The 24,828-nt window shown below is 55.1% G+C and carries 21 protein-coding genes; 1 reads left to right on the top strand and 20 read right to left on the bottom strand.

Going from position 1 to position 24,828, the window contains the following annotated elements; translation table 11 throughout:
- Positions 1-41 precede the first annotated feature (41 nt).
- The 4 genes from ACFSX3_RS14860 to ACFSX3_RS14845 all read right to left on the bottom strand — a co-directional run bounded on the left by ACFSX3_RS14860 (position 42) and on the right by ACFSX3_RS14845 (position 5,046).
- Entirely contained in the window at positions 42-1,736 is a 1,695-nt protein-coding gene (locus tag ACFSX3_RS14860) for an oleate hydratase (RefSeq protein WP_209984194.1), read from the bottom strand.
- Between the two features lie 130 nt (positions 1,737-1,866).
- A complete protein-coding gene (locus ACFSX3_RS14855; protein ID WP_209984197.1) occupies positions 1,867-2,475 on the bottom strand; it encodes a TetR/AcrR family transcriptional regulator C-terminal domain-containing protein in 609 nt (202 codons plus the stop codon).
- Positions 2,476-2,559: 84 nt separating this feature from the next.
- Positions 2,560-3,288 carry a metallophosphoesterase family protein gene (locus ACFSX3_RS14850; RefSeq protein ID WP_379256044.1) on the bottom strand — a complete coding sequence of 243 codons (729 nt, stop codon included), beginning with the start codon at positions 3,286-3,288 and terminating at the stop codon, positions 2,560-2,562.
- 162 nt (positions 3,289-3,450) lie between these two features.
- Entirely contained in the window at positions 3,451-5,046 is a 1,596-nt protein-coding gene (locus tag ACFSX3_RS14845; RefSeq protein WP_209984200.1) for a sigma-70 family RNA polymerase sigma factor, read from the bottom strand.
- A gap of 255 nt (positions 5,047-5,301) precedes the next feature.
- Between ACFSX3_RS14845 and ACFSX3_RS14840 the strand changes: the two genes are divergently transcribed.
- Positions 5,302-7,485, top strand: coding sequence for a YDG domain-containing protein (locus ACFSX3_RS14840; RefSeq protein ID WP_209984203.1), 2,184 nt, complete (start codon positions 5,302-5,304; stop codon positions 7,483-7,485).
- Positions 7,486-7,590: 105 nt separating this feature from the next.
- On the opposite strand, the gene ACFSX3_RS14835 is transcribed toward ACFSX3_RS14840, so the two are convergent.
- The 16 genes from ACFSX3_RS14835 to ACFSX3_RS14760 all read right to left on the bottom strand — a co-directional run bounded on the left by ACFSX3_RS14835 (position 7,591) and on the right by ACFSX3_RS14760 (position 24,828).
- The gene (locus ACFSX3_RS14835) at positions 7,591-8,130 is read right to left on the bottom strand and encodes an RNA 2'-phosphotransferase (RefSeq protein WP_209984206.1); all 540 of its coding nucleotides are present in this window, start codon (positions 8,128-8,130) and stop codon (positions 7,591-7,593) included.
- Between the two features lie 354 nt (positions 8,131-8,484).
- A complete protein-coding gene (gene sigF / locus ACFSX3_RS14830) occupies positions 8,485-9,240 on the bottom strand; it encodes an RNA polymerase sporulation sigma factor SigF (RefSeq protein WP_209984211.1) in 756 nt (251 codons plus the stop codon).
- Positions 9,241-9,251: 11 nt separating this feature from the next.
- Positions 9,252-9,707 (bottom strand): anti-sigma F factor, encoded by a 456-nt coding sequence (gene spoIIAB / locus ACFSX3_RS14825; protein WP_209984213.1) that lies wholly within the window; start codon positions 9,705-9,707, stop codon positions 9,252-9,254.
- Positions 9,704-10,057, bottom strand: a complete 354-nt coding sequence (gene spoIIAA, locus ACFSX3_RS14820) for an anti-sigma F factor antagonist (RefSeq protein WP_036727462.1) — start codon at positions 10,055-10,057, stop codon at positions 9,704-9,706. The genes spoIIAB and spoIIAA overlap by 4 nt, the downstream gene beginning before the upstream one ends.
- Positions 10,058-10,228: 171 nt before the next feature.
- Positions 10,229-11,410, bottom strand: coding sequence for a D-alanyl-D-alanine carboxypeptidase family protein (locus ACFSX3_RS14815; RefSeq protein WP_209985105.1), 1,182 nt, complete (start codon positions 11,408-11,410; stop codon positions 10,229-10,231).
- Positions 11,411-11,599: 189 nt separating this feature from the next.
- Positions 11,600-12,025: an exosporium protein C gene (locus ACFSX3_RS14810; RefSeq protein ID WP_209984216.1), complete on the bottom strand. Its 426-nt coding sequence runs from the start codon at positions 12,023-12,025 to the stop codon at positions 11,600-11,602.
- An 89-nt stretch (positions 12,026-12,114) separates the two neighbouring features.
- Positions 12,115-13,125, bottom strand: a complete 1,011-nt coding sequence (locus ACFSX3_RS14805; protein ID WP_209984217.1) for an acyltransferase family protein — start codon at positions 13,123-13,125, stop codon at positions 12,115-12,117.
- 339 nt (positions 13,126-13,464) lie between these two features.
- Entirely contained in the window at positions 13,465-14,427 is a 963-nt protein-coding gene (locus ACFSX3_RS14800) for an ABC transporter ATP-binding protein (RefSeq protein ID WP_209984220.1), read from the bottom strand.
- On the bottom strand, positions 14,424-15,401 hold the full coding sequence (locus ACFSX3_RS14795) for an ABC transporter ATP-binding protein (protein WP_209984225.1): 978 nt from the start codon (positions 15,399-15,401) through the stop codon (positions 14,424-14,426). The genes ACFSX3_RS14800 and ACFSX3_RS14795 overlap by 4 nt, the downstream gene beginning before the upstream one ends.
- An 88-nt stretch (positions 15,402-15,489) precedes the next feature.
- Entirely contained in the window at positions 15,490-16,773 is a 1,284-nt protein-coding gene (locus ACFSX3_RS14790) for a M20 family metallopeptidase (protein WP_209984228.1), read from the bottom strand.
- Positions 16,774-16,879: 106 nt separating this feature from the next.
- A complete protein-coding gene (locus ACFSX3_RS14785) occupies positions 16,880-18,481 on the bottom strand; it encodes an ABC transporter substrate-binding protein (RefSeq protein WP_209984230.1) in 1,602 nt (533 codons plus the stop codon).
- A 145-nt stretch (positions 18,482-18,626) separates the two neighbouring features.
- Complete coding sequence (locus ACFSX3_RS14780) at positions 18,627-19,523, bottom strand: ABC transporter permease (protein ID WP_209984236.1); 897 nt, start codon at positions 19,521-19,523, stop codon at positions 18,627-18,629.
- A 30-nt stretch (positions 19,524-19,553) separates the two neighbouring features.
- A complete protein-coding gene (locus ACFSX3_RS14775) occupies positions 19,554-20,564 on the bottom strand; it encodes an ABC transporter permease (RefSeq protein WP_209984238.1) in 1,011 nt (336 codons plus the stop codon).
- 241 nt (positions 20,565-20,805) lie between these two features.
- Positions 20,806-22,332, bottom strand: coding sequence for a PucR family transcriptional regulator (locus ACFSX3_RS14770; RefSeq protein WP_209984240.1), 1,527 nt, complete (start codon positions 22,330-22,332; stop codon positions 20,806-20,808).
- A gap of 843 nt (positions 22,333-23,175) precedes the next feature.
- Positions 23,176-23,826 (bottom strand): aspartate/glutamate racemase family protein, encoded by a 651-nt coding sequence (locus ACFSX3_RS14765; protein ID WP_209984243.1) that lies wholly within the window; start codon positions 23,824-23,826, stop codon positions 23,176-23,178.
- A 57-nt stretch (positions 23,827-23,883) separates the two neighbouring features.
- Positions 23,884-24,828 carry an aminopeptidase gene (locus ACFSX3_RS14760; RefSeq protein WP_209984246.1) on the bottom strand — a complete coding sequence of 315 codons (945 nt, stop codon included), beginning with the start codon at positions 24,826-24,828 and terminating at the stop codon, positions 23,884-23,886.

Below are 24,828 nucleotides of genomic sequence, written 5' to 3'. Positions count from 1 at the left end.
TCTATCATAATCTGCGGATGAATGTTGTCGAACGCTGTCATTTAGATTAATTTAGAGAGTACTGTTCCCGCCAGCAGCTCCCCGAGCGTCTTATCCAGCGGCAGCGGCTTGTTGCCCAGGCAGGTGCGGAGCGCGGTCAGCAGCACCCGTACATCATATTTGCTCGGATGGACGGGAATCACCTCTTTGTCCAGCGCCAGCAGATTGTAGACGGCCATCATTGCGGAGCGGACCGAATATTCCACGGTGAACACGCAGTCGTCCGGCACTTCGGCGAACTGGCCGAGGAAGGCCAGATTCACACTGCCCTGCGGCACGACCTGCGGACGGTCACCAAGAACGCGCGGCATGAACTGCGCAGTGATATAAGGCATCATACAAGGGATGACATTAGTGGTATGCTCCAGAATCTCGGGAATGCGGTCCGCAAGGCCCATATGGTAGCACAGTTCCTCCAGCAGCTCGCGTCCGGTGCAGTCGCTCATTTTTTTCTTGATATAGTCACCTTCGGCATCCGGGAACAGGCCATACGCCCACAGCACCTTCACATTGTCCGGCTGGTTGATGAAATGAGGCTGCTTCGGTGCGGTCCAGGACATCATCCAGCTGGAGTCTTTGATCGTCACCACGCCGCCCATGCCGGGAGCATCTCCCGTCAGCTCCAGCAGATAAGGGAATACAATCTCATCATCGGTAAAAGTCATCGTGAACGACAACCATTTGGACTTGTCGATATCCCCGCAGAACACCTCGGGACGGCCGAAATCCGGGGATTTAGCAGCAAGCTTACCCCACAGGCTCCAGCAGCCGCGTTCTGTAACAGACCGGTTCAGCACAGCCGGATGGTTCAGATCGCCCACAGTAGAATTCTCTGTCATTGAGCCGTTCGTGACCATGATCAGATCCCCGCGTGTCACCGGAATTGTCTTCGGGGAGCCGTTCACCTGCACCTGAATCGCGGTTACAACTTTCTCCTCACCATTGATGCTAAGCTCCAGATCCGTGACCTGATGCCCTTTGTCAAAATGAACGCCCTCACGCTCCAGCCACTTCATCAGCGGCAGGATCAGCGAGTCGAACTGGTTGTATTCGGTGTGCAAAATTCCTTTCAGCTGGTTCATCCCGGAGATCAGGTGCATGAACCGCTCCATATAACGCTTCACCTCCACTACGCTATGCCAATTCTCGAAGGCGAACATGGAGCGCCAGAAATACCAGAAATTCGTCTCCAGGAAGCTCGGGTCAAAAAACTGCTCAATCGTCACCGCGCCCAGTCTCTCTTCGGTAGCCAGCGTCAGCTTGCCTAATTGCAGCGCATGTGCGGTTGAGAGTCCAAGCGAGGAGAAGTCGGCGGGGGTGCCTTGCTTTTCCACCAGACGGCAATGCGATTCAATCGGTTCAGCCAGATTCAGCTCCCGGAATTCATCCAGCACTGTCCGGTCCGGATTGGTCAGGGAAGGGATGAAGCCGAACAGCTCCATGAAGCACTCGAAGTGCTCTTCAATCTCGCGTCCGCCCCGGGCGCTGTAACCGTCCTTGGCATTGCCCGCCCCATCCATGGAACCGCCGTATACAGCCGATTGCTCCAGAATATGAATATTCCGGCCGGGCATATGCCCGTCGCGGATCAGGAATGCCGCCGCCGACAGGGAGCCGATTCCTCCTCCAACGAGATAAGCCTTGCGTGAAGCGATGCCTTCCTGTACCTGCGGATGAATTCTTTGATATATACCCATGTGTCCTCTTCCTTCCATGATCAGGGGATAAGTGCCTGCTAACTGCCTTCACTATACCCGCCGCGAATCAGGGATTCTATGGACAGCCGGACGGTACTGTCTAGGGATTACACATCCGCCGGATATTGTGTCATGAATTCACCGGATGAACCGCAGACTGATAATGCTCAAGCCCACGGGCAATGCATCCGTCCATAATCCGCGATACTTTGTCCACTACCCCGGCCGGATCTGTATTCGCCCCTGCTTTGAGCCAGTGGATCACCTGTTCAAGGATGGCCAGCGTGTAGAAATCGGCTATATCCAGTCTGGCCTGCATTCTCACAGGCTCTGGAATCTGCTCCTGTCCGGGCCACGACTGCCCGTCCAGCTCCTCCACTACGTTGATCATGACGCGGTAGATCACTCCGTACAGGAACTCTTCCAGATGCTCGCGTCCCAGCGAATGGAAGGTATTCAGACAGATGGTTTTGTTATTTACGGTGTAGCGCAGGACGCTTAGGAACCCTTGCTTCCAGCCCGCCCAGCAGCAGTATTGGTCCAGTCCTTCAATCACTTCTGACTTGTAGATCCAGCCGAGCAGCTCATAGATATCCTGAAAATGATTATAAAACGTATGGCGGGTCACCCCGCAATCCGCCGTGAGCTGTTGGATCGTTATTTTATTCAGCGGCCTTGTGAGCATAAGCTTCTTCAGGGACCGGGCTAACGCGTTCTTCGTTAAAAGGGAATTGGACATCTCTTCCTCCTGAACATTCGGATTTAATATTCCAATTATAACCATTTGCGAGTTTGTTTTCATCCGTCTGCTCCTCAGCTCTCGTTACTCCCGCTCGCCGAGCCGGACCGCATAGGTCTTATATCCTGCTTCGCTAATCTCCAGGCAGTTCAATTGCTCCCCGTACACACAGCCGCCGTCGATGCCTATTTTATCGCCCAGCGGACTGAACCAGACTCCTGCGCCGTCCTGCAGATCTACCGTAGAGGTATGGCCGAAGACGACCGTCTTCTCCGTAGAAGTAACAGGATGATTGTAGAAAGGCTCCCGAATCCAGATAAAATCATACTCCCGCTGGGTCCGCCAGTCGGCAAGGGAAGGATCAATGCCCGCATGAACGAAAAGATGGGTCTCCGTCTCATAGTAGTAGGGCAGCGAACCCAGAAAATCCAGATGCTCCTTATACTCCGTACGCATGAACCGCTTCATCTCCGTATAATCCCTCCAGCCTGAATCCGGGTGCAGCAGCACCGAATCCCGGCCTCCGCAATAGCTCAGAAGGGTATGGAATCCCCCATTCGTAATCCAGTGGGTATCCCGCTTGTCATCCTCTCCCGCCAGCGCATCGCAGGCCATCTGATCATGGTTCCCCCGCAGCACAATAACCCCCTCTGCTTCGGCAAGCCGCTTCGCCTGTTCCACAACCGCTCTGCTGTCCGGCCCCCTGTCCACATAATCGCCCAGCAGGATCAATTGATCCCTGGAGGGGTCATACTCCGCCCGGCGGAGCAGCAGGTTGAATTCCTCTATACAGCCGTGAATGTCACTGATCACTAATGTTCTGATGCCGCTCTCCCCCTTCTTCAGATGAAACTATTATACTATATAAGCATAAGGCGCACTTCATAAGGCATAAGACACACGATTTCCTAAAAACCAAAAAAGAGGTTCACCCGCCAAGCGTTCAGCTTAGCAGGAAAACCTCCTGGTTACATTCTATTCCTTCCGCGCGGATGACGGATGCTGTACTGGCTGTTCCGCAGCGCGGTCCCAGCGCCAGAGGGCATCATGCCCCACCAGATGCAGGCCGCCGTACCATTCATCGATACTTTGCAGCTGTAACCGGTCGGCTGCTCCGGCCAACACCTGCTCTCCCCATGCAGTCAGCGTAACGCTGCGGTGCAGGAATTCCGGTACTTCCCTGTAATCTGTTAGTTCTGACGCACCATCAATCTCAAGCAGAGGCTGCTTCCCGGCCGTAAGTGTGCGCAGGACCTTCCAGTATTCCGTATCGCCCATGCCAAGCCGGTGCAGCTCATCCGTAACCTGGCGGAACAGCTTAAGCGGCGTATCCATACCATTAGCCACAGCTTGGAGGGTGGTTTGTTCGACAATACCGAGTCCATTCTCTGCGGAAGGCAGACGGGAGAGATGGGCCTTGAAGGCATCATAGGCATAGCTAAGCGCGCCCCCCGCAAGCTCCTCCCTCTTCGCCAAAAGCAGATCCGCCAGCTCGCGGGGATCGGCAGCGGCGTAGGCCTCCCACAGCAGGCTCCCAAGCAGTAGCTCCTTGCGGCCAATATTCCGCCAGGTTCCCGCTAGGGTGCTAAGCTGAGCTTCCGTCAGCTGTCCCAGACCATGGAACAGCTCAATCCCGGGGAATTTTCCGATGCAGAGCAGGCTCAGCTTGGTGTTGCCCAGCTTTTGCCCATTGAACCAGTGTAATAGATAGGCCAGCATACTCTGGTCGAACAGATCATGCTCGAACCACAGCACCACCTCATCATACTGGCGGAATCCGCTAATCCTCCGCTCCTGCTCCGCACAGCCCGCCAGATATTCAGCTGCCGGAATGCCCATCGTGGCCTGTAGCACCTCAGCCCGCAGCAGCCGATTCTGCTGTGCCGCCGGATCTATGAATATCGGCCCCACCGAATAGATTTCTCTCCACACCAGCACCTCCCCCTGGACAATTCCCTGCTTCAACTTATCTCCCACAGTGTCACCATTCACAATATGCAGCATACGTGCTCCCCCTTCATGTAATAGATGAAATGCAGCAGCCAGATCGGCAACAGGTAAAGCGCCCTTCAGCTTGCGTCTGCCGTCATACAGCCTTTTCTTCAGCGTAGCGACGGGAAGGCCCAGATACACGGAAATCTCCTGAAGCGAATACCCGTAAAAGTAGAACAATTGCAGCGGTACCCGCAGCTTGGCGGATAATTCCGCCACTGACCTGTGCAGCACCTGTGTCCATTCCCGGTATTCAACAATCTCCGCAGCGCCGGGTGATGACCCGGCAACCTGCTCCGCTGCCTCCAGAGGCAGAATTGTCTCTGTCTTGCGCCGCAGCAGGCGGTGGCATTGTCTGACCACGATCGTTTTGAACCATCCCGGGAACGCGGCCGGCTCCTGAAGGCTGCCAAGATTCATATACGCCTCCAGCAAGGCTTCCTGCACCGCGTCTTCCGCAAGCTGCACATCGCTAAGCATATCGTAGGCCACTACGTAAGCCATCCCCCGCACATGCCCGCTAAGCTCCCGGAAGGCTTCGGCATCGCCCTTCTGCGCTTGTTCAATCCACTGTTGCATCCGTCTACCGAACCTCATTTCTGTAAGTGTTTATCACGTTACATTACTAAGTGCCATGCAGGGCGAAAAAGGTTACAAATAAGGCTCCAGATCAGAACAAATTCACCCGTTTCACAGCCTAAATTAATTGACCAGTGTTAGGTTTATATTTTGAAAAATTAAATTTTCAAAAACTAAATTTATTTAAATTAATTTTTAATAATATGTGTTACTATTATTTCATTTAGCCAATACAAACTATCAGGAGGCGTTACATTGAACCATAGACCCGGCAAGCTTCTTCTTTCCACACTCATGATAGCAACCACACTATTCACTCCGCTGGGAACTGCTCTCGGTGCTTCGGCACCTTCGTTAACAGGCATCACAGGCCACTGGGCACAGGGCGAGGTTACAGATTGGGTTGAAAAAGGCTTCATTCAGGGATACGCCGACGGCAGCTTCAAACCGGACAACAGTCTGAAAAGATCAGAATTCATGGCGCTCATCAACCGTGCCTTCGGATTCACCGAGACGGCACCTGTGGCCTATAAGGATCTCTCTGCAAGCAATTGGGCCTACACCGAGGTTGCCAAAGCGGTAAAAGCCGGATATATCAGCGGATATTCAGATGGTACCATCGGTACCGGCAAGACGATCAGCAGACAGGAAGCCGCAGTAATCATCCACCGGTTGTTGAAGCTGGATGCCGCTAAGACCGGTGCTCTTTTCAGTGATTCCAAGGATATTGCCGCCTGGGCACTGGATTCTGTCAACGCCGTGGCTGCGGCAGGAGTCATGAAGGGTTACTCCGAAGATAACAGCTTCAGACCTGGCAGGGATATTACCCGCGCGGAAGCCGTAGTGTCCTTAACACGCACCAAAGTTATTGAAGAGGCTCCGGCTATTACTCCTGGGAATGGTGGAGGCACACCTTCAGCAACCACTTCACCGACAGTTAGACCAACCGTCACACCAACTGCTACACCTACCCCTGTTCGAAGCACCTTTGTCCCTGCCGATCCAACGTCTACGCCTACAGCTACACCAGTAACGACACCAACACCTGAAGTTACACCTACACCAGAACCTTCACCAGTTCCTACGCCAGTTCCTACACCAGCACCTACTCCTGATCCGGGTGATACGTCAGCCCCTCTACTTACCAGTGTGACCCTTGGAGCGGTTACTGTAGGAGATAATGTATACGGAACAAGCAACGAAGCGGGTTATTTGTATCTGGTCCCCTCCACAGTTGTCGGAACTACAACTGATCTGGAAGATTCTGTTCATGCTGCTCTGGGTAAAAAGCTGGCGGTCACCGCCTCCGTCTATTCCCCGCTGAATACGCAGGGTCTGCCCGCCGGTCATTATGTTGTGTATGCTGTAGATGGCTCCGGCAATATCTCGGCCCCTTCCAGCACGATTGAGGTTAAAGCGATTGAGCTGACTATAGGGCTTCCCGCCTCCTTGACGGAGTCCAAAACCTATGACGGCACTGCCTCAGCAGCAGTAACCGCAAATTCGCTGACCGGTGTGCTTGGCGGTGACGATGTTGAAGTGCAGGCCTCTGCTACCTACAACAGTGCAGCGCTTGGGGTGAACAAGACTATAACCGTTACCTACACATTAAGCGGAGCACAAGCAGCCAGCTATCTTGCACCCGCTCCCTATATCGTGAATACGGGCAGCATCGCACTCCATCCATTAACCATCGAAGCTCCGAATTTGACCTTGGCGAAGTTCAAGGACGGAACCACGGCAGCAGCGGTGACTCCCGGACAGCTTATTGGGGTAGTTCCCGGGGAAAATGTCACTGTGAGCGCCGTTGCCAACTATGACACATCATCCATTGGGACGAACAAGACCATAACTGTAGTCTATACACTTAGCGGAGCAGATGCAGGCAACTATATTGCACCTGTGAGCTACATCACCACCAATGGCGAGATTGACCGGGATCAGATCACACGCTCCAGAGTCTATGACGGAACTACCGCAGCGGCAGTGGTTGCCGGTGCCGTAACCGGAATTTTTGAAGGGGATGATGTGACCGTGCATGCTGCCGGAACCTATGACACTCCTAACGTAGGAGTGAACAAAATCATCACCATCTCCTACACCTTAACAGGAGCAGATGCAGGTAACTATTATCCACCTGTTAGCTATACCATTAACACAGGTATTATCACTGCCTTGCAGCTCGACATTACAGGACCAGTGATCACAGAATCCAAGACCTACGATGGAAATACATCGGTCCAGATCACCCCGGGTACTCTGACCGGAGTCATTCCTGGCGATGATGTTACAGTCAGTGCAACAGCAACCTACAACGATGCTGCTGTCGGCAGCGGCAAACTCATCACTGTGGTCTACACCTTATCCGGCGAAGACGCCGGGAACTATTTTGCACCCGGTAATTATATGATTTCAACAGGTGCGATTGTAGCGCCTTAGGCAGAGATCTGTGAACACATGGTAAAAGATAAAAGCGTCCCGCGAGCCGTGAACTGGCTGGTTGGGGCGCTTTTGTTATGGTTGGCTGTGGCTGGTTAGTGTAGGCTACAAGTCAGTAATGAATTCGGGCGGAATATAGTCCGCGAGCCAAATATTATGATTTCCGTGGTAGAACATGATTCCTTCCTGTGCGGCCCGCCCGGCATCGATAGTTAAAATCACAGGGCTTGAGTCCTTGCGTCCTCCCACCAGCTTGGCTGTATCCGTATCCACCGAGAAATGAACATACTGCCTCTTCATCGGTTTCAGGCCTTCATGCAGAATCGTCTCCACCCATTCCCTGGCTGTTCCGTGGTACAGAACGGGTGGCGGCGTTTCATTTTGCTTTATAATTTTTTGCGGGACAGAGTGACCATACAGCGCCCTTATTCTGCCCTCCGCAAGCTCATGCCGCTGCTTGTCCGATGCTGCGATCATCTTGTCCAGATCCTCTGCACCGACCGATTCCCACTTCTTGTCCTGATGCAGCGAGTGGAGCAGTTGTTCAATATCCACCCATCCTTGTTCATCCAACTCCAGTTCATATTCCCACGGTGCGTGACGCAGGGCGTAGGAGACCTCTTTGCTGAGCTTTGCATAATCCATTAGGTTTAGCCCTCCATATTCACTTGGCATTGTTGTTAGTTGTCCCAATCATCGATTGTTACGAGTTTAGCCTAGTTTAGCATATGGGGAGCTTCCGGCATAACCATGAGCATGGGCAGCTTATAAGGCGGATATGCCGAAGCACGCGGACTCAGAAGCCGCTATGTAACCGGATTCCGCTTGATTAGGAGCCGAAAAGACGCAAAAAGCCGCCCCTCTAGGGGGCGGCCCGCCTTGCACCCGTCACTGTACATCACATACTTAACCTCGCTAAGCACTACAGTTAACCCGACTGCTGTATCGAACTTACTGAGCTGCGGCAGTATCAGCCGAGACGCGCTGTAACTTCCACCCTTACTGCGCAATCTGCTCGCGGATGTTCGCGAGGATCTTCTTCTCCAGCCGCGACACCTGCACCTGCGAGATGCCGAGGCGGCTGGCGACTTCGGACTGGGTCTGATCGCGGTAATAGCGCAGATACACGATCAGACGCTCGCGCTCGGTTAGAGCACCGATGGCCTCGTTCAAGGCCAGCTTGTCGAACCAGCGCTCCTGCGACTCGTCGGCGATCTGGTCGATCAGCGTGATCGGATCGCCATCGTTCTCGAAGACGGTCTCGTGGATCGAAGTCGGCGGCTTGTTGGCCTCCTGGGCGAAGACGATTTCTTCGGGCGTGACGCCCAGCGCCTCGGCCACTTCACCGATGGTCGGGAGGCGGTCGAGCGTTTTGGACATCTCATCCTTCATCTTACGCACCTTGTTGGCCATTTCCTTCAGCGAGCGGCTGACCTTGAGCGTACCGTCATCGCGGAGGAACCGCTGAATCTCACCGATAATCATCGGCACCGCATAGGTGGAGAACTTGACCTCATAGCTGAGGTCGAATTTATCAACGGACTTCAGCAGTCCGATACAGCCGATCTGGAACAAATCATCCGGTTCATACCCGCGGTTCATAAACCGCTGCACCACCGACCAGACGAGGCGGATATTGCAGTTGACCAGCGTGTCGCGGGCCGTATGGTCCCCGGCTTGACTGAGCGCGATTAGACGTTTGACCTCCGCATCGTCCAAATAGGTCGGCGGAGCTTTTTTCGACTCTGCTTCCATGGCTCCAACCCCTAATTGTATAAAGCTTTTTTCGAGACGATGGTTTTCTTCATGGAGATTGAGGTTCCGCGTCCCGGTTCACTGGTGACCTCGAAATGATCCACGAAATTCTCCATAATGGTGAAGCCCATACCCGACCGCTCCAGCTCCGGCTTCGAGGTATATAGCGGCTGCTGGGCCAGCTCCAGATCCTCAATGCCCCGGCCCTTATCCTCAATCGTCAGATGCACGGTCTCATTGTCGAGCGAAGCGGATATGCTGACAATGCCTGTGGAATCGCTGTCGTACCCGTGGATAATACAGTTGGTGACGGCCTCCGAGACTACCGTCTTCAGGTCATTCAGCTCCTCCATCGTCGGGTCGAGCCGGGAGACAAAGGCGGCTACCACGACACGCGCGAACGATTCATTCTCCGACAGTGCGGCAAACTGGACACTCATGAAGTTACGAGCTTCGCTACTAGTCATAACGCAACCTCCAAATCCGAGAGTGCGGCGCTCTCGTCGTCATATAGGGGCATGATTTTGAACAGGCCCGACATTTCCAGCAGGCGCTTCACGGGTGCGGTGGCATCGCAGACTGCCATCTTGCCGCCCTTGCTGCGGATCAGCTTGTACCTTCCCAGAATGACTCCGAGGCCCGAGCTGTCCATGAACTGCAGCTCCTTCAGGCTCAGGATCAGATGCTCCACCTGACCCCGCATAATCGCTTCATCCATATCCATACGTACATAATCGGCTGCGTGATGATCCAGTTCCCCGGACAACCGGACAATCAGCACACCCCGGTGATGCTCCATCTCCACATGAGAATTCATACTTGCCACTCTCCTCTTCGTTGCTTGGACAACCGCCCTGTAACAATTTCTTTCCCCTACAAGGACAAGGTTTCTACACCGCAATTGAGGATTCCTGCCTCACGACAAAACTAGAAGAAAACCCCTAAGAACTTACACGAAGCTCGGGTTCAATCTACAAAATGCAAGAAATTAATCATTCGTAAACATAGCACCCGTTGCCCGCTTGAACAGCTTCCACCAGCCTGCCTTGGCGATACTCTCTCCTGCCTTCAGCTCATATTCCTTCAGAATACCGGTTCCCTGGTAGACTACCAGCTTGCCGACCGTCTGGCCTTCGGCCACCGGAGCCTTCACCTGCTCATCCAGCACCAGCTCATGACGGATACCCTCCTGGGTAATTCCTTTGCGGAGCAGCACACTATAGTTCTCCTTCGCCACCAGCGGCAGCTGCGTCTTCACGCCCTTCTCGATCCTCACCGTGCCGATGGTGTCGCCTTCCTTGTGAATCGTATGCAATTTATATTGGGAAAAGAGGTAATCGAACATCGCCGAGACCTCGCTGTTGCGGGTCTTGGTGTTCGGCTCGCCCAGCACCACCGCTACAGCACGCAGGCCGTCTCTGGCCGCTGTCGCGGACAAGCAGAACTTCGCTTCGGACGTATATCCCGTCTTCAGCCCGTCAGCCCCCGTGTAGAACCGCACCAGCTTGTTGGTGTTGACCAGCCAGAACGGCTTGGTGGAATCCTTGCGCAGGTAATCCTGATAAGAGCCGGTGTATTTGATAATCTGCTCATGCTTCAGCAGCTCCCGGCTAATGACGGCAATGTCATGCGCGGAGGAATAATGATTCGCAGCCGGCAGGCCGTTACAGTTGGCGAAATGAGTATCCTTCAGGCCCAGGTCCTGCGCCTTCTGGTTCATCAGATCGACGAAGGCGCTCTCCGAGCCGGCGATTTTCTCCGCCATGGCTACGGAAGCATCATTGCCGGAGGCCATCGCGATGCCCTTCAGCATATCGTCCACCGTCATTTCCTCACCCGGCTCCAGAAAAATCTGCGAACCGCCCATCGATGCCGCATACTCGCTGGTCCGCACCTTGTCGGTCAGCTGCAGTTTGCCCTCGTCCAGCGCCTCCACCGTCAGCAGCATGGTCATAATCTTGGTAATACTGGCCGGCGGAAGTTTATCATGGCTGTTCTTCTCGTAGATGACCGTGCCCGTGCTGGCATCCATGAGAATGGCAGAACGCGCCCCCGGCGCCAGCTCCGCAGCCGCCCCTCCGGCATTGCCGGAATTTGCGGTGCCTTTGGCTTTTTCCTCGGCCCAGGCTCCTGTAGCGCCTCCCAGAACCGATACAGCAATGCACAGCATAAGCGTAACATAACGAATTTTCCTCACAATGGTTCCCCTCCTGAACTTAACCTTCATTTCACAGGTACTGTGTTCCAGTTTCGTCAGAATGGCAGGAAATTATTCCATTTCACGCACAAAAAAAAGGACTTCCCCCGGTATCTTCACAGATACTTGAGAAAGCCCCTTTCCGGTACTGCTATGAAAAGCTTAGCCGCCGATAGCCAAAGCGCTGAAAATAACAGGTCCCACCACTGTGGCAACGGAGCCGACATCCTGGTTCTCTACAATCAGCTGATAGTTCTGGACACCGGAAGGGACGTTGATATCTACCATATGCAGCGAAATAATGCCATCGTCATTGAAAGTCTCCTCCAGCTCTACCCGTGCATAGAAGATTTCGGTGCCTGCCCGCCAGATGCGGACCAGCACATTGGGCGTATCCAGAGTAACATCCACGCCGATCGTAGCTTTCAGTTCCACCTTATTGGGGAAATGTCCTGGTACTGCAGGATCAATATAAACCGATGTTCCTGCAATCTGTATACCTGCCGGAGAAATAGGGACGGGGATGGAGACCCCGTTAGTAATAGGTGTAACTACGGATGCGTTATAATCCAAAAGTGTTTTGGCCATGCATTATCACTCCTTTTCATATTCTACTAAAGTATATGAAAGATATGAAAAAGAGCTTGTGCATTTCTATTACTAGTTTCACCTATTTATTAACGTGCGTTGCTATAATTCACTGCGGGACGGCTCCCGCCCTTATGCCCGAGATAGAGTCTGGAGAGTACCGGAGAGCGTACAGCCCAAATGGCCACGAGCAGCGGCACGCCCACCCCGATCAGTGTAAAGGGAATCAGCCCGTAATCCGCACCAAGCAGATATTTCAGGCTGTAATTCAGCGGCAGATGGAGGTACATGATCGCAATAGAGTTGCGCCCCAGGCTGCCCATCCAGTCCAGCGGAACAAGCTTCGAGAGACGGTAGACAGCGGCGCAGATAGTCAATGAGATGAGCAGCGGCACGGCCAGATCGAGCAGCAGCGAAGTATACTCCTTGTATTTCATATTCAGGCTGTATTGAATGATTCCCCTCCGCTCCAACAGCAGCACCAGTCCGCTTAACGGGAGCAGCACCGGGAGCGCCGAATAGCGGCGGATCAGCGCAGGGATCACCTGTTTGCCGTAGAATCCGATCGCATAATAAGTAATGGCGAGCAGGGACACATCTGCATTCCAGGGAAGATTGAAGTTCCTGAGCGCAGTCAGGGAGATGAGATGTGACAGGAGATAAGCAGAAGCGATCAGGAGAAATTGTGTGCGGCGGGAATAACGGACAATGTATCCGAAGAGCAGCTGGGTGAACAGCAGGCAGGTGATGAACCAGAACACCCCGTAAGGTCCCGTGAGCGATAATCCCCCGTAGAGCAGTCTCGCTACATTCTCGGCGAACCCCCGTACACTGAAGTTGAACAGCAGCAGCACTGCCGCAATCAGGAGTCCGTAGGCAAAATAGGGAGTCATCAGCCCCTTGGTCCGTTTGGCCGCCCAACCCAAATACCGCCCGGGTTCAACCGGCTTAAATACAAGTCCGCTAAGCATGAAGAACAAAGGCATCCGGAACCAGGACAGATAATGATTCGCTGCCGCATCGCCGGAGTGGCCCATTACTACAAATATAATACTGAATCCCTTGGCGGCATCAATCCATAATTGTCGTGGTTTGTTCACGTTCTCCTCCCATCTCCTCCCATATCAGTTTTAATTTAAAGTAATTATAAAAGGGTTTGCTTTCATTTTCAAATTTCGATGAAATATTTCAGCGTTATTTCTGAAAGGATATTCACTTAACAACGGAGCAGACTCTGTAAAAATAAGTCATTCTTCCTAGACGGGGGACGCCGTCCCATCCGGGTAAAAAATAGGGCTAAAGTCCGGCGGTGTTGCCGGTGACGTAGCGGGCAGGAAAAGCATCTGGTATGGTTAGTGCGTTAGAATGGCGTGGCATCAGTAGCCTGGCAGACAGCGCAAGGGCCACCCGCTGCCGGATGGCCCCTCCTCACTTATTACTTAATATAAATGACAGGCCACCTGATGGCCTGAATCCAGCTCCCGCAGTACCGGCGCTTCCGACTTGCAGCGGTCCATCGCATGCGGACAACGGGGGTGAAAGGCACAACCCGTGGGCGGTGTCTCCGGGTTCGGAACATCCCCGGTCAGGACGATGCGCTGCTTCTTCGCTCCCGGATTCGGCACTGGAACGGCAGACATCAGCGCCTGGGTATACGGATGCAGCGGCTTCGCGAAGAGCGCCTTCGTTGGCGCAAGCTCGACAATCCGCCCCAGGTACATGACGGCCACCCGGTCGCTGATGAACTTCACAACCGACAGGTCATGCGAGATGAACATATAAGTAAGGCCGTATTGCTCCTGCAGATCCTGCATCAGATTCAGCACCTGGGCCTGGATGGAGACATCCAGGGCTGATACCGGCTCATCGCAGACTATGAACTTCGGATTCAGCGCAAGCGCACGGGCAATCCCGATCCGCTGCCGCTGGCCGCCGGAGAATTCATGGGGAAAACGGAGGGCCTGATAGGGGGACAGACCCACCACCTCCATTAGCTGTTCGACCCTGCTTCGCAGCTCACCGGCGGGAGCCGATCCGTGGGTACGGAGCGGTTCCTCCAGGATGCGCTGGACGGTCCAGCGGGGGTCGAGCGAAGCGTAAGGGTCCTGGAACACCATTTGCATATCGGTACGGAACCTGCGGAGCTGCTCGGTATTCAGGCTGCGCACATCGGTGCCGCCGAACATAATCTCGCCTTCTGTCGGCTCAATCAGCCGCAGAATGGCCCGTCCGGTGGTCGATTTCCCGCAGCCGGATTCTCCGACCACAGCCAGCGTCTCTCCCTGCTCAACGGATAAGGTAATGCCGTCAACGGCTTTGACTGCGCCGACCTGCTTAGAGAAGAAGCCTTTGCGGATCGGATAATGTTTCTTCAGATTACGGACTTCCAGTAATGTGGTCATAGAACCCCCTCCTGCTGCAGGATACAGCGGCATGTGTGGCCCGGCTGCACCTCAAGCAGCTCCGGGAGCTGCTCCCGGCAGCGGTCCACCGCTACCGGACAACGCGGCGCGAACCGGCAGCCGGGCGGCAGGTTCGCCGGATTCGGCACCTGGCCCGGAATCGAGCTGAGGCGGTCCTCATCCCCCGCCAGCTGGGGCAGCGAAGCCAGCAGCCCTTGAGTATACGGGTGCAGCGGCTGGTTATACAGGGTAGCCACATCCGTCTCCTCGACAATCTGACCCGCATACATGATTACGACCCGGTCGCACATCTCGGCAACGACGCCCAGATCATGCGTGATCATCAGAATCGACATGCCTTCATTCTTTTGCAGATCCCGCATCAGATCGAGGATCTGCGCCTGAATCGTCACATCCAGCGCTGTCGTCGGCTCATCGGCAATGAGCAATTGGGGACTACAGACCATCGCCATCGCAATCATCACCCGCTGCCGCATCCCGCCGGAGAGCTGATGGGCATACTGCTGGGCAATCTTTTCCGGGCGGGGAATCCCCACCTTGCGCAGCATTTCCACCGCCCGCTCAGCCGCTTCCTTCTTGCTCAGCTTCAGATGGTAACGGGCGGATTCGGAGATCTGGCGCCCGATCTTGAACACCGGATTCAGCGAGGTCATCGGCTCCTGAAAAATCATCGCAATCCGGTTCCCCCGGATGCTCCGTACCTCTTTTACCGACATCTCCAGCATATCCTTGCCCTCAAAGCGGATGTGGCCGGAAGCAATCCGGCTGATCCGTTTGGGCAGCAGCTGCATGATGGAGAGTGAGGTAATGCTTTTGCCGCAGCCGGATTCACCTACAATGCCCAGCGTCTCTCCTTTGCGCACTGACAGACTGATGCCGTCCACCGCACGGATCGTACCCGCCGCTGTCTGAAATTCGGTGCATAGCCCTGATACTTCCAGCAGTTCTGTCATGATTGCCCCTCCCCCAAAAAAACTCCCCACAAAGTGATGCTTAGCTCCGATGATTACTCAGATACTTTGCGGGGGCCCCAAACTAAAATCAACTCTCTCTATCTTCCACGCCCAGATACTTAAGTGCCGTTAAAGCATACACCTTCGCACATTGGATAATCTGCCAGACGGGCGCTTTCTCATTGAAATTATGGATCGTAGACAGCTCGGCCGGGCCGTATTGCAGAACGGGAATGTTATGCGTCCGGAAATGGCGCGCGTCGCTGGAGGCCCATTGCAGCACACCGTAGGCTTCTTCCCCGCTTACTTCGCAGATACTCTCCACCAGATCCTTGACCACCGGCTCCTCATTGGAGGTCCAGTTGGCATTCCCCTGGAAGCCGAAGCCCTTCACTTCCGACTCAATGCCTGCCTCAAGCAGCAGGGAGCGGGCACGGTCCAGCACATCGCGGTAATCTACCCCGAACGGGACGCGGGAATCGACCTGAATCGTGCAGCGGTCCGCCACCACGTTCACCTTGGTTCCGCCCTGAATCGTTCCAATGTTGACCGTCACATGGTCGAATACCTGATAGGCAAGGGAATCTTCTTCTTCGCTTCCCTTCACATAATCCTGCGAGATGCGGATAATGTCCTGGACTTCCTCGGGAATGTCCACTTTAATATCCCATAACCGCTGCAAGGCTTCAATCCCTTTGGCCGCCTTGACAATGGCACTGTCTCCGACCACCGGCGACAGGCTGCCGTGACCCGGCGTACCTTCCACGGTGAATTCGAACCAGCAGCTCCCCTTCTGCCCGATGGTCGGGTTCAGCGGGCCGGAAGGCTCGGCAATCACAGCGGCGGTTCCGGTGATGAGGCCGCGCTCCAGCACCCAGGGCACGCCCAGATGACCGCCCGTTTCTTCATCAGGCACGATCAGGAGGGACAAGTCGCCTTTGAGCGGAACGCCAAGCTTCGATAACAGAGCGGTTACGTAGATTAGCCCGGCCAGGCCCGCCTTCATATCTGAAGCCCCTCTGCCCAGCAGATAGCCGTCCACGATATCGCCGCTGAACGGATCGAAATCCCAGCGCGAGCGGTCTCCCGCCGGAACGACATCGGTATGTCCGCAGTAAATCAGCTTTTTGCCGGTGCGCTCCTCCGCTCCTGCACCCAGTGTGGACACCAGATTGAACATCGTTTCGGTGGCCGGATAGATCGCGGTATCGATACCAGCCTCTTTCAGATAACCAATAATATAAGCGCTGATCTCCCGTGAATCGCCCGGCGGATTCTCCGAAGGGTAACGGATCAGCTGAGAGCAGAGCGCGAGCAGTTCCTCCTGCCCGGCATCAATGGCCTCCAGCACCTTGCTTTTCCAGTCCGTCATGGTTACGAATTCTCCTTTGTGTTCCCCTCTCCGGGGACTGCTTGAATTTGTGACAAGAAGAGGGACAAAGCCTATGGCTTGTCCGCTCTCTTGCCGCCAACCCTGCTTATTCTGTAATCGACAGCGGATAGAAACGGATCACTTCATCCGGGTAGAAGGCGTAGCCGCTAATCTTGTTGCTCATCCCCACAATGCGGTTATATTCGTAGAGATACGCCCAAGGTGCTTCTGTCGTGATGATCTCCTGAGCCTGCTTGTAGAGCTCTGTGCGCTTCGCTGTATCTGTCTCCAGGTTCGCCTGCTCCCACAGCTTGTCTACTTCAGCATTCTGATAGTTGATGTAGTTGGAGGAACCTTTGCCGTACAGCAGGAAGCCGAGGTGGTAGCCGGGATCATTGACGAATGAAGTCCATTTAGAGATATAAGAGGTCAGATTATTGGTCTTCTGCTGCTCCAGGAACTGGGCGCGGGCCAGCTTGTTGATCTTCATGTTGACTCCGATTTTGGCCAGCTCAGCCTGGATCAGGACCGCATCATCCTCCCAGTCATCGAAGCCGGAGCCCAGCGTGAAGTCGAAGTCAAAGCCCTTTTCATAGCCTGCTTCCTTCAGCAGCGCCTTAGCCTTGTCCAGATTGTACTCATACACATAGCCTGCATCGGTGAAGCCCGGCGTGTTGCTCGCTACCGCACTCTTCATCTGCTTGGCCTGGCCGTACATCACCCCGCTCAGCAGCTGATCGTAAGGAATGGCATAGTTGATCGCCTGACGGACTTTTACATTATCGAATGGCTTAACTTTGTTGTTCATGGCGAAGAACAGAATCCGGTTGCTCGCATTGGAAGCGACAGTCAGCGCCGAATTGCTCTCTAGCGTGGATACATCTTTAGGAGGAATCTCAATCGCCATGTCTACATCGCCCTTACCCAGCAGCAGCACGCGGTTCGAGGCTTCCTTGGTGAACTTCAGGGTTACCTTGCCGAGGCTTGGCGCACCCTGCCAGTAGCTGTCATTAGCTGTGAAAACAGCTTCGGTAGCCGGGTCCCACTTCGTAAGCTTGAACGGGCCGGAACCGGCGGCATTCGTCTTCAGATAGTCTGCACCCTGTGCTTCTACCGTCTTCTGGTCCACGATGGAGAAGGTGTACATCGCCAGAATCTGCAGGAAATTATGATTGGCATTCGTCAGGGTAACTTCAACGGTCGAAGCGTCTTTTACCGTAACCGATTTAATTGAAGCCATACCGTAGAGGAAACTGCCGGAGCTGGACTTCGCCACACGTTCAAAAGAGTACGCCACCGCCTCGGCATCCACCGGATTGCCGCTCTGGAAGCTCACGCCGGATTTCAGCTTGAACGTATACACCGTGTTGTCAGCATTCACTTCCCAGCTCTCTGCGAGCATGGGCTTGATGTCTTCGGTATTGGCGATGCTGGCGCCATTCTCGGTCTTGATGCCGTAGGTGACCAGCTGATCATAGGCGGCCAGCACAAGCGTATCGGAGGTCAGATCATTAGCTTCCGCCGGGTCGAGCGTGGTGCCGCCCTCGGAATAGGCCACCGTCAGGTTCTTCTTGATTGGGGCAGCCGTTGCTGCGGTATCTGTTCCTGCCGAAGTGGCAGCAGGGGTCTGCGGATTGGCGCTGCTGGCGCATCCGGCAAGCATGATTGAAAAAGCGACGAGTGTGGACAACAGTTTAACTTTTTTCATCGATATTTCCTCCCTTTTCTATATCCTGCCTGCATAACAACTACTTGTGCTGCTGATGATTGTCTGCCGCATGCGTTCCAGCTGACGGTAATCTATCTATCTCTATCAGGGACAAGGCGGTCTTGGGGGATTCCCCTGCTCCGCCTCATTTCCCCGAGCGCAACCGCGGGTCAAGCACATCCCGGAAGCCGTCTCCGAGTAAGTTGAAGCCTAAGATGGAGGTGGCAATGCCGAGGCCTGGAAAAGTAACCAGCCACCATTGCCCGGAAATGATATATTCCCGGCCTTCTGAGATCATCGCACCCCATTCGGCAATCGGGGGTCTGACCCCCAGCCCCAGGAAGCTGAGACTGGACGCGGTGAGGATGGCGAAGCCCATCCCGAGCGTAGCCTGCACCATTAGCGGCGCCAGAGCATTCGGCAGAATATGCCGGTACAGAATGACTCTATCCTTCACACCAATGGCCCGGCTGGCTTCGATATACTCCTTCTCCCGCAGCGAGACTGTCTGGCCGAACATCAGCCGGGCGAATTCGGGAATGCCGACAATGCCGACAGCGATCATTGCGCTGCTGAGTCCTGCGCCGATCGAGGCGGCAATCGCCATCGACAATACCAGTGACGGGAAGGACAACAACACATCCATGACCCGCATGATGATGGTTCCGGTCCGGCCGCCGTAGTAAGCGGCAATCCCGCCCAGCGGCATCCCTATCAGGAAGGAGATCGAGACCGCGATCAGGCCGGTCCAGATGCTGATCCGTGCGCCGTACAGCACCCGGCTGAGGATATCCCGGCCGAAGTTGTCGGTTCCGAACCAGTGGCTGCCGGAGGGCGGCTGCAGCTTGCTCGCCATATCCGTGACGAACGGATCATGCGGAGCCAGCCAGGGGGCGAAGATGGCTATCACGGTCCAGATCAGGATGAAGGTCAGCCCGATGGCTGCCAGGCGGTTGTGCAGCAGCAGGGATAATAGGGTTCTGGGCTTGGCCGGTGCGGGCTTCGCCGGGCTGCCCTGTGCTGAATGTGCTGCAGTGCTCACAAGCAATCTCCTCCTCTCACACAAGCTGTTCTATTCATAACGGATTCTCGGGTCAATGAACCCGTAGATCAGGTCGACCGCCAGGTTAATTCCGCAGTAGAGCACGGCACTGACCAGGGTGAACGCCTGGATCGGCGCGTAATCCGCCGCCAGTATAGAGTCGGTGACATAGCCGCCGATTCCCGGCCATGAGAAGATGGTCTCCGTGATGACCGCGCCGCCCATCAGGAAGCCGAACTGGAGTCCGAGCACCGTTAGCGTAGGAATCAGCGCATTGACCAGTGCGTGCTTATAGATGACGGCCGATTCCCGCAGCCCCTTGGCCCGGGCGGTGCGGACGAAGTCCTGATCGACCACCTCCAGCATGCTGGAGCGGGTCATCCGGGCGATGATCGCCATCGTACCGGTACTGAGGCAGATCGCCGGAAGCACGAGATGCGCGAGGCTGCTTTTAAGTGCAGCGGTGTCGCCGGAGAGTATACTGTCCAGCACGTACAGCCCGGTGATATGCACCGGCGGGTTAAGATCCCCGCTGATCCGGCCCATCGGTGCCGGCGCCCAGCCCAGAATGGAGTAGAAGATATAGATGAACATCAGTCCGAGCCAGAAGATCGGCACACAAGCACCTATCAGGGAGAACACACGCGAGATGTGATCCAGCAGGGATTCCTTACGGGTAGCGGCCACAATGCCTACGGGAATGGCGATCAGAATTGCAATCAGGATGCTGGCCAGGGTCAGCTCAATCGTAGCCGGGAAGCGTGAGGCCAGGTCACTTGCGACCGAATGTCCGGTGTGATAGGCATAGCCGATGTCGCCTTGCAGCAGCTGCCCGATGTAAGCGAAGAACTGGATATACAGCGGCTTGTCCAGCCCCATATCCTGGCGGATCTTGTTCACAATCTCCTCTGGAGCCTGCTCTCCGGCCAGCATAATCGCAGGATCACCCGGCAGCACTCTCGACAGAATGAAGGTGATGACGATAATACCAAGCAAGGCAGGAATCATCTGCACGAGTCTTTTTAATGTATAAGCAAACAATGAATCAACCCCCTTACAAATTCGACTTCTGTGCCTCTGTGACGGAATTCCGCTCTCATGTCAGGTAATACGTGTATGCTTTGTCTTATTAAAGTGTTGAGCTAATTCTACATAGAATTTCACAGTCACTCTACGTCCCGTTCAGCTAAAAAAATGCACAACCGTTTGTCGGTTGTGCACTATCAACCCATATTAATGTTAGATTTACTCACACGGCATTCCTGAAATCTTCCAAAGCGCCCTATTTTTCCTGGAGGTAGTAGTAAATCAGGCACAAATGGCAGACAAACTGCTCACGCGGATCATTCAGATCGAAGCCGGTGATATCCCGAATCCGCTCCAGCCGGTATTTGACGGAGTTGCGGTGGATATAGAGGCTGTTCGCCGTCTCAATCAGACTGCCCCGGCACTCCAGATAATGATAGAAGGTCAGCAGCATATTGCTGTCATGCTCCTGGTCGTATTGCAGCAGCTTGCCCAGCTTGCGCTCGAACAGCTGCTCGAACCCCGGACCGCCAAGCCCCTCCAGCAGATGATAGACCTCCATCTCTTCATAGCGGGTAATCCCGCCGGGGCCTTGTCCCAGCCTTCTTGCAATCGACAGCGCTTTGCGCGCCTCGTTATAGCTGGTGTGGATGTCCCACAGGTATTCCGAGGTACCGATGCCGCAGCGGTAGCTGCTTAAGCCTTCTGCCTTGTCCTGCAGCCAGCCGCTCAGTGTCTTCTCCCACGGCTCCTCTGCATCTCCTCCCGGCGTGAATCTGCGCCCCTCATGCGTAGGCAGGAACAGCACCGCCCGGCTCGAACGGTATTCTACGTGCGGCGTGACTCCGCGCTTCTTCGCCTCCCGTTCCAGCAGCCGGTTCACCGTCTCCTCACTCGGCGCCGTCTCTCCTTCGATGACGGCCACCTCCCACTTGTGCTCGGGGTTCATCCCAAGCTGGCGGGCCCGCCGCTGCACCTCATGCCTCGACGGCAGCGGCGGGGTCAGCAGCTCATCGATGAAGTTGCCGCGCAGCCGGAATTCCGTATCCTCGGCTACTTTACGCCGCATCAGCTCCAAGGCGAAGACGAGCCTTGCCTGCTCAATGCCCACTTCCTCCATGTCATCGAGCTGCTCCTTGTCAACGAGCAGCCGGGCAACCGTCCGGCGGTCCACATGGATGTTCCAGCTCAGCGGCGCAGCGCTCTGCGCCCAGTCATAGTCTGCCGGGGAGGATACAATTATCTTCCGCTCCGTATCCACGAGTGCCACCGGGGCCTTAAGGAATTCGGCCACACTGTCACTGACCGCCTGAATACCGCTGTTCTCCAGCACCATGGTGGTTAGCGTGCGGTAGACCTCCTCGGCCCGGCGCAGCAGCATCGCCTGCCGCCCCAGCAGCAGCTCCATCACCGGCTGGGTGATATCCGTATATGGAATCTCGGGCGGGATCTCCACAATCGGCAGACCGCAGGCATTGCTGGCCTCAATGGCCCCTTGGGGGATCTCCTTCAGGAAGCGGGCCGGCTTGATCGCCAGCGCCGCTGCGCCCAGATTGTCGAGCGTATAGATCAGCTCGGTCAGCAGTGAAGGATCATGACGGATTGAATAGGCTGTAGTCAGTAGCATCACCCCTTCGCTGATCCAGCCCTTCAGATCCGGGACCTCCATAATATCCACGAACCGGACCACCCGGTCCAGCCCCTGCTCCCCGCTGATGACCTTCGCTTTCCCAAGAACTGAGAGCTCCATTAGCTCCCGCAGCGTAATTCCTCGTGTATTCACCCTTCCGCCTCCCTCTGCTGTCTTCAGTATTTCGTGATTTTTCCTGAAATATGCCACATCTCTGCCACCAGCCACTTTTTGCGTTCCCGCTAGTTTATCAGAGATTCATGCCAAGCCACAGGAAATAGATATCCAATTACGGCATATTTTCGGTTGTAAAAGCGCTTTAGGAATAATATGGAAGGATATAGATGAACGAAACCGGTACTATAAATTTACTAGGTCCCTCCCCTATCTAACTTTTCAAATCCGCAGGCTCACCACAACTATTCAACTGACCTTTAACTAACTATATCTCTGATTTGTCTTCTACCCCATTCACTGAAAACAATAAAAATGTAATTTCACTCCTCCACCCCCACTTTCCTGCTCCACCAAAGCTATGCTCCCGCCACTACTCCCCTCCTGGTCCATCCGCTGAATTCAGGTGCACTAATGCTCCTCATTCACCACTCTAGCCCGTTTCTGCCGAATTCAGGTGTACTAATGCTCCTCATTCGCTCCTCTAGCCCACTTCTCCCGAATTCAGGTGCACTAATGCTCCTCATTCGTTCCTCTAAACCACTTCCGCCGAATTCAGGTGCACTAATGCTCTTCATTCGCCCAATTGGTCTCCCGAGCAACAGATCAGCACCGGTATTCCAATGGTTGTTCCCTCGCCAATTGCTTATCATCAAAAAAAGCGTTCCCCGGCCTTAGCCAGGAAGAACGCTTAACAAAATACAACCTCAATGATTAGCCGCTGAACTGTGCGACAGCCTCTTAGCCCACCTACAGGCCAACGCCTACGACCGTCGCTCTGCTCTCGCAGCCAAGCCAGCACCTACACCCGAGCCAGTGTATCTACACCCGCCTCGCTGCTCCCGCAGCCGTGGCGGATGCTGCCGCACCGAGGCAGAGGATGGGGTCGAATGCGCGGATGCCCAGCCGCTCTTCCAGCTCAGCCGCCAGCCCGATCGTTGCGAAGCCGGTGCAGGCCAGCACCAGGACTTCGGCGCCGCGCTCTACCAGCCGGGCGGCTCCCGCCAGTGCGCCCGTCCGTCCGGCAGGCGCACCCAGATCCAGCGTAGTTGTAACGCCGTCAGGACGGTCCATGCCCAGATAAGCCCCGCCGAGAATGCTGCGGATCAGTGGCGGCACCTCTTCCAGAATGGTCAGCACACCGATCCTGCTGCTATAGGCCAGGGCCATCAGGGCTGCGCAGGAGCCCGCCCCCAGAACAGGAACCCCCACCGCCGCCCTCGCCTCCGCCAGCGCCGGGTCAGCAGCACAGCTGATGCCGATTGCCGTACACCCCTGCTGCTCCAGTTCCCGGGCAAGCGTGATAATTTTTGGAATAGATTCCGCCTCTGTCTGCGCATCATACACACCCCGGGGCTGATCCGGGATGCAGCGGCTTATCACCGGCAGACCGTACCGCCGCTCAATTAAATCCCCATGTAACTGGATTGCAGAGCTCTCCTGCAATGTAATGACACGTATGATTCCAAGCATCCTGTCTCCCCCTGCTCCATTAAAGTGCGTGAATGTCTCTTGCAGCAGTAACAGCAGTTACAGCAATTCCCCAGCCTGCATAATCAGCTTGTCGTCGATGTACACATCCGGCTTCATGACCACAGCATCAATATGTACGCCAGCCGCAACGACCCCGCCGAAGGTATTATTGCTGCCAAAAGCCACATGGATCGTCCCGTATACCTTCTCATCCTCCAGCACCACACCTGTAATCCGGGCCTTGTTGTTGGTCCCGATGCCGAATTCGCCCAGCAGCCTGCCATCGCCATCGCCAAGCATGTCAAGCAGCTTGCCGCCATGCTCCCCGCCGGCATGGATCAGCCGCCCTTGCTCTACAGTCAGCACCATCGGACTATCCAGTGCGCCAATCCCCGCAACCGAGCCATCCACCTTAATCTGGCCGGTAGCAGTACCTTCCAGCGGCGCAATATAAGCTTCACCGGAGGGCAGGTTGCCCGATTCGCCCGGATTGAGGTATAGCCCGGTGCTGAGAATGCCATCCCGGCCGTCAATAGAGAAACTAAGAACTAGCCCCTCCTTCTCCACACGCACCCGGTTGCCCGCAGACAACAGCGCAGCTACCTGCTCGGTCAGCGCCTTCACCTGCCCATAGTCCGCAGTGATCGCCCCGTGGCTGAACATATCATCGGTGATCCCCGGCATGGTCGCTACCCGGGTTCCCGCTGCGGCTGCCTGCTTGCGCGCCGCCGTATGTGTCATCGAATGGGTCGTAATACATACGGCCACATCCGCCTTAGCCATAGCTTCGGCTACCGGAGCCGGAGGCTCCTCCCCCGATCTGCTCCGCGGCTGCATAACCAGCAGCATCGATTCCGCTCCCAGCCGCTTGCCCGCCTCATAGACCGACTCGGCCAGATCACGCTTATCATCGTCGGCTACTACAGCCAGCAGTTCTCCGCTGGCAAGCCCGAGACAATCCTTAAGAACATTCATGCTAATCTGTATTCTTTGCTCACTCAT

It is taken from the genome of Paenibacillus rhizoplanae (genome assembly GCF_042684125.1).
Lineage (GTDB): Bacteria > Bacillota > Bacilli > Paenibacillales > Paenibacillaceae > Paenibacillus_AQ > Paenibacillus_AQ rhizoplanae.
Note: the sequence above shows the minus strand (reverse complement) of the source record. Positions and strands in the feature narration are given on the sequence as shown.

Excerpts from the sequence above, each read along its gene's own strand:
- ACFSX3_RS14860 (WP_209984194.1), bottom strand. The coding sequence starts at position 1,736 with ATGGGTATATATCAAAGAATTCATCCGCAGGTACAGGAAGGCATCGCT.
- ACFSX3_RS14855 (WP_209984197.1), bottom strand. The coding sequence starts at position 2,475 with ATGTCCAATTCCCTTTTAACGAAGAACGCGTTAGCCCGGTCCCTGAAG.
- ACFSX3_RS14845 (WP_209984200.1), bottom strand. The coding sequence starts at position 5,046 with ATGCAACAGTGGATTGAACAAGCGCAGAAGGGCGATGCCGAAGCCTTC.
- ACFSX3_RS14835 (WP_209984206.1), bottom strand. The coding sequence starts at position 8,130 with ATGGATTATGCAAAGCTCAGCAAAGAGGTCTCCTACGCCCTGCGTCAC.
- sigF (WP_209984211.1), bottom strand. The coding sequence starts at position 9,240 with ATGGAAGCAGAGTCGAAAAAAGCTCCGCCGACCTATTTGGACGATGCG.
- spoIIAB (WP_209984213.1), bottom strand. The coding sequence starts at position 9,707 with ATGACTAGTAGCGAAGCTCGTAACTTCATGAGTGTCCAGTTTGCCGCA.
- spoIIAA (WP_036727462.1), bottom strand. The coding sequence starts at position 10,057 with ATGAATTCTCATGTGGAGATGGAGCATCACCGGGGTGTGCTGATTGTC.
- ACFSX3_RS14815 (WP_209985105.1), bottom strand. The coding sequence starts at position 11,410 with ATGCTGTGCATTGCTGTATCGGTTCTGGGAGGCGCTACAGGAGCCTGG.
- ACFSX3_RS14810 (WP_209984216.1), bottom strand. The coding sequence starts at position 12,025 with ATGGCCAAAACACTTTTGGATTATAACGCATCCGTAGTTACACCTATT.
- ACFSX3_RS14800 (WP_209984220.1), bottom strand. The coding sequence starts at position 14,427 with ATGACCACATTACTGGAAGTCCGTAATCTGAAGAAACATTATCCGATC.
- ACFSX3_RS14795 (WP_209984225.1), bottom strand. The coding sequence starts at position 15,401 with ATGACAGAACTGCTGGAAGTATCAGGGCTATGCACCGAATTTCAGACA.
- ACFSX3_RS14790 (WP_209984228.1), bottom strand. The coding sequence starts at position 16,773 with ATGACGGACTGGAAAAGCAAGGTGCTGGAGGCCATTGATGCCGGGCAG.
- ACFSX3_RS14785 (WP_209984230.1), bottom strand. The coding sequence starts at position 18,481 with ATGAAAAAAGTTAAACTGTTGTCCACACTCGTCGCTTTTTCAATCATG.
- ACFSX3_RS14765 (WP_209984243.1), bottom strand. The coding sequence starts at position 23,826 with ATGCTTGGAATCATACGTGTCATTACATTGCAGGAGAGCTCTGCAATC.
- ACFSX3_RS14760 (WP_209984246.1), bottom strand. The coding sequence starts at position 24,828 with ATGAGTGAGCAAAGAATACAGATTAGCATGAATGTTCTTAAGGATTGT.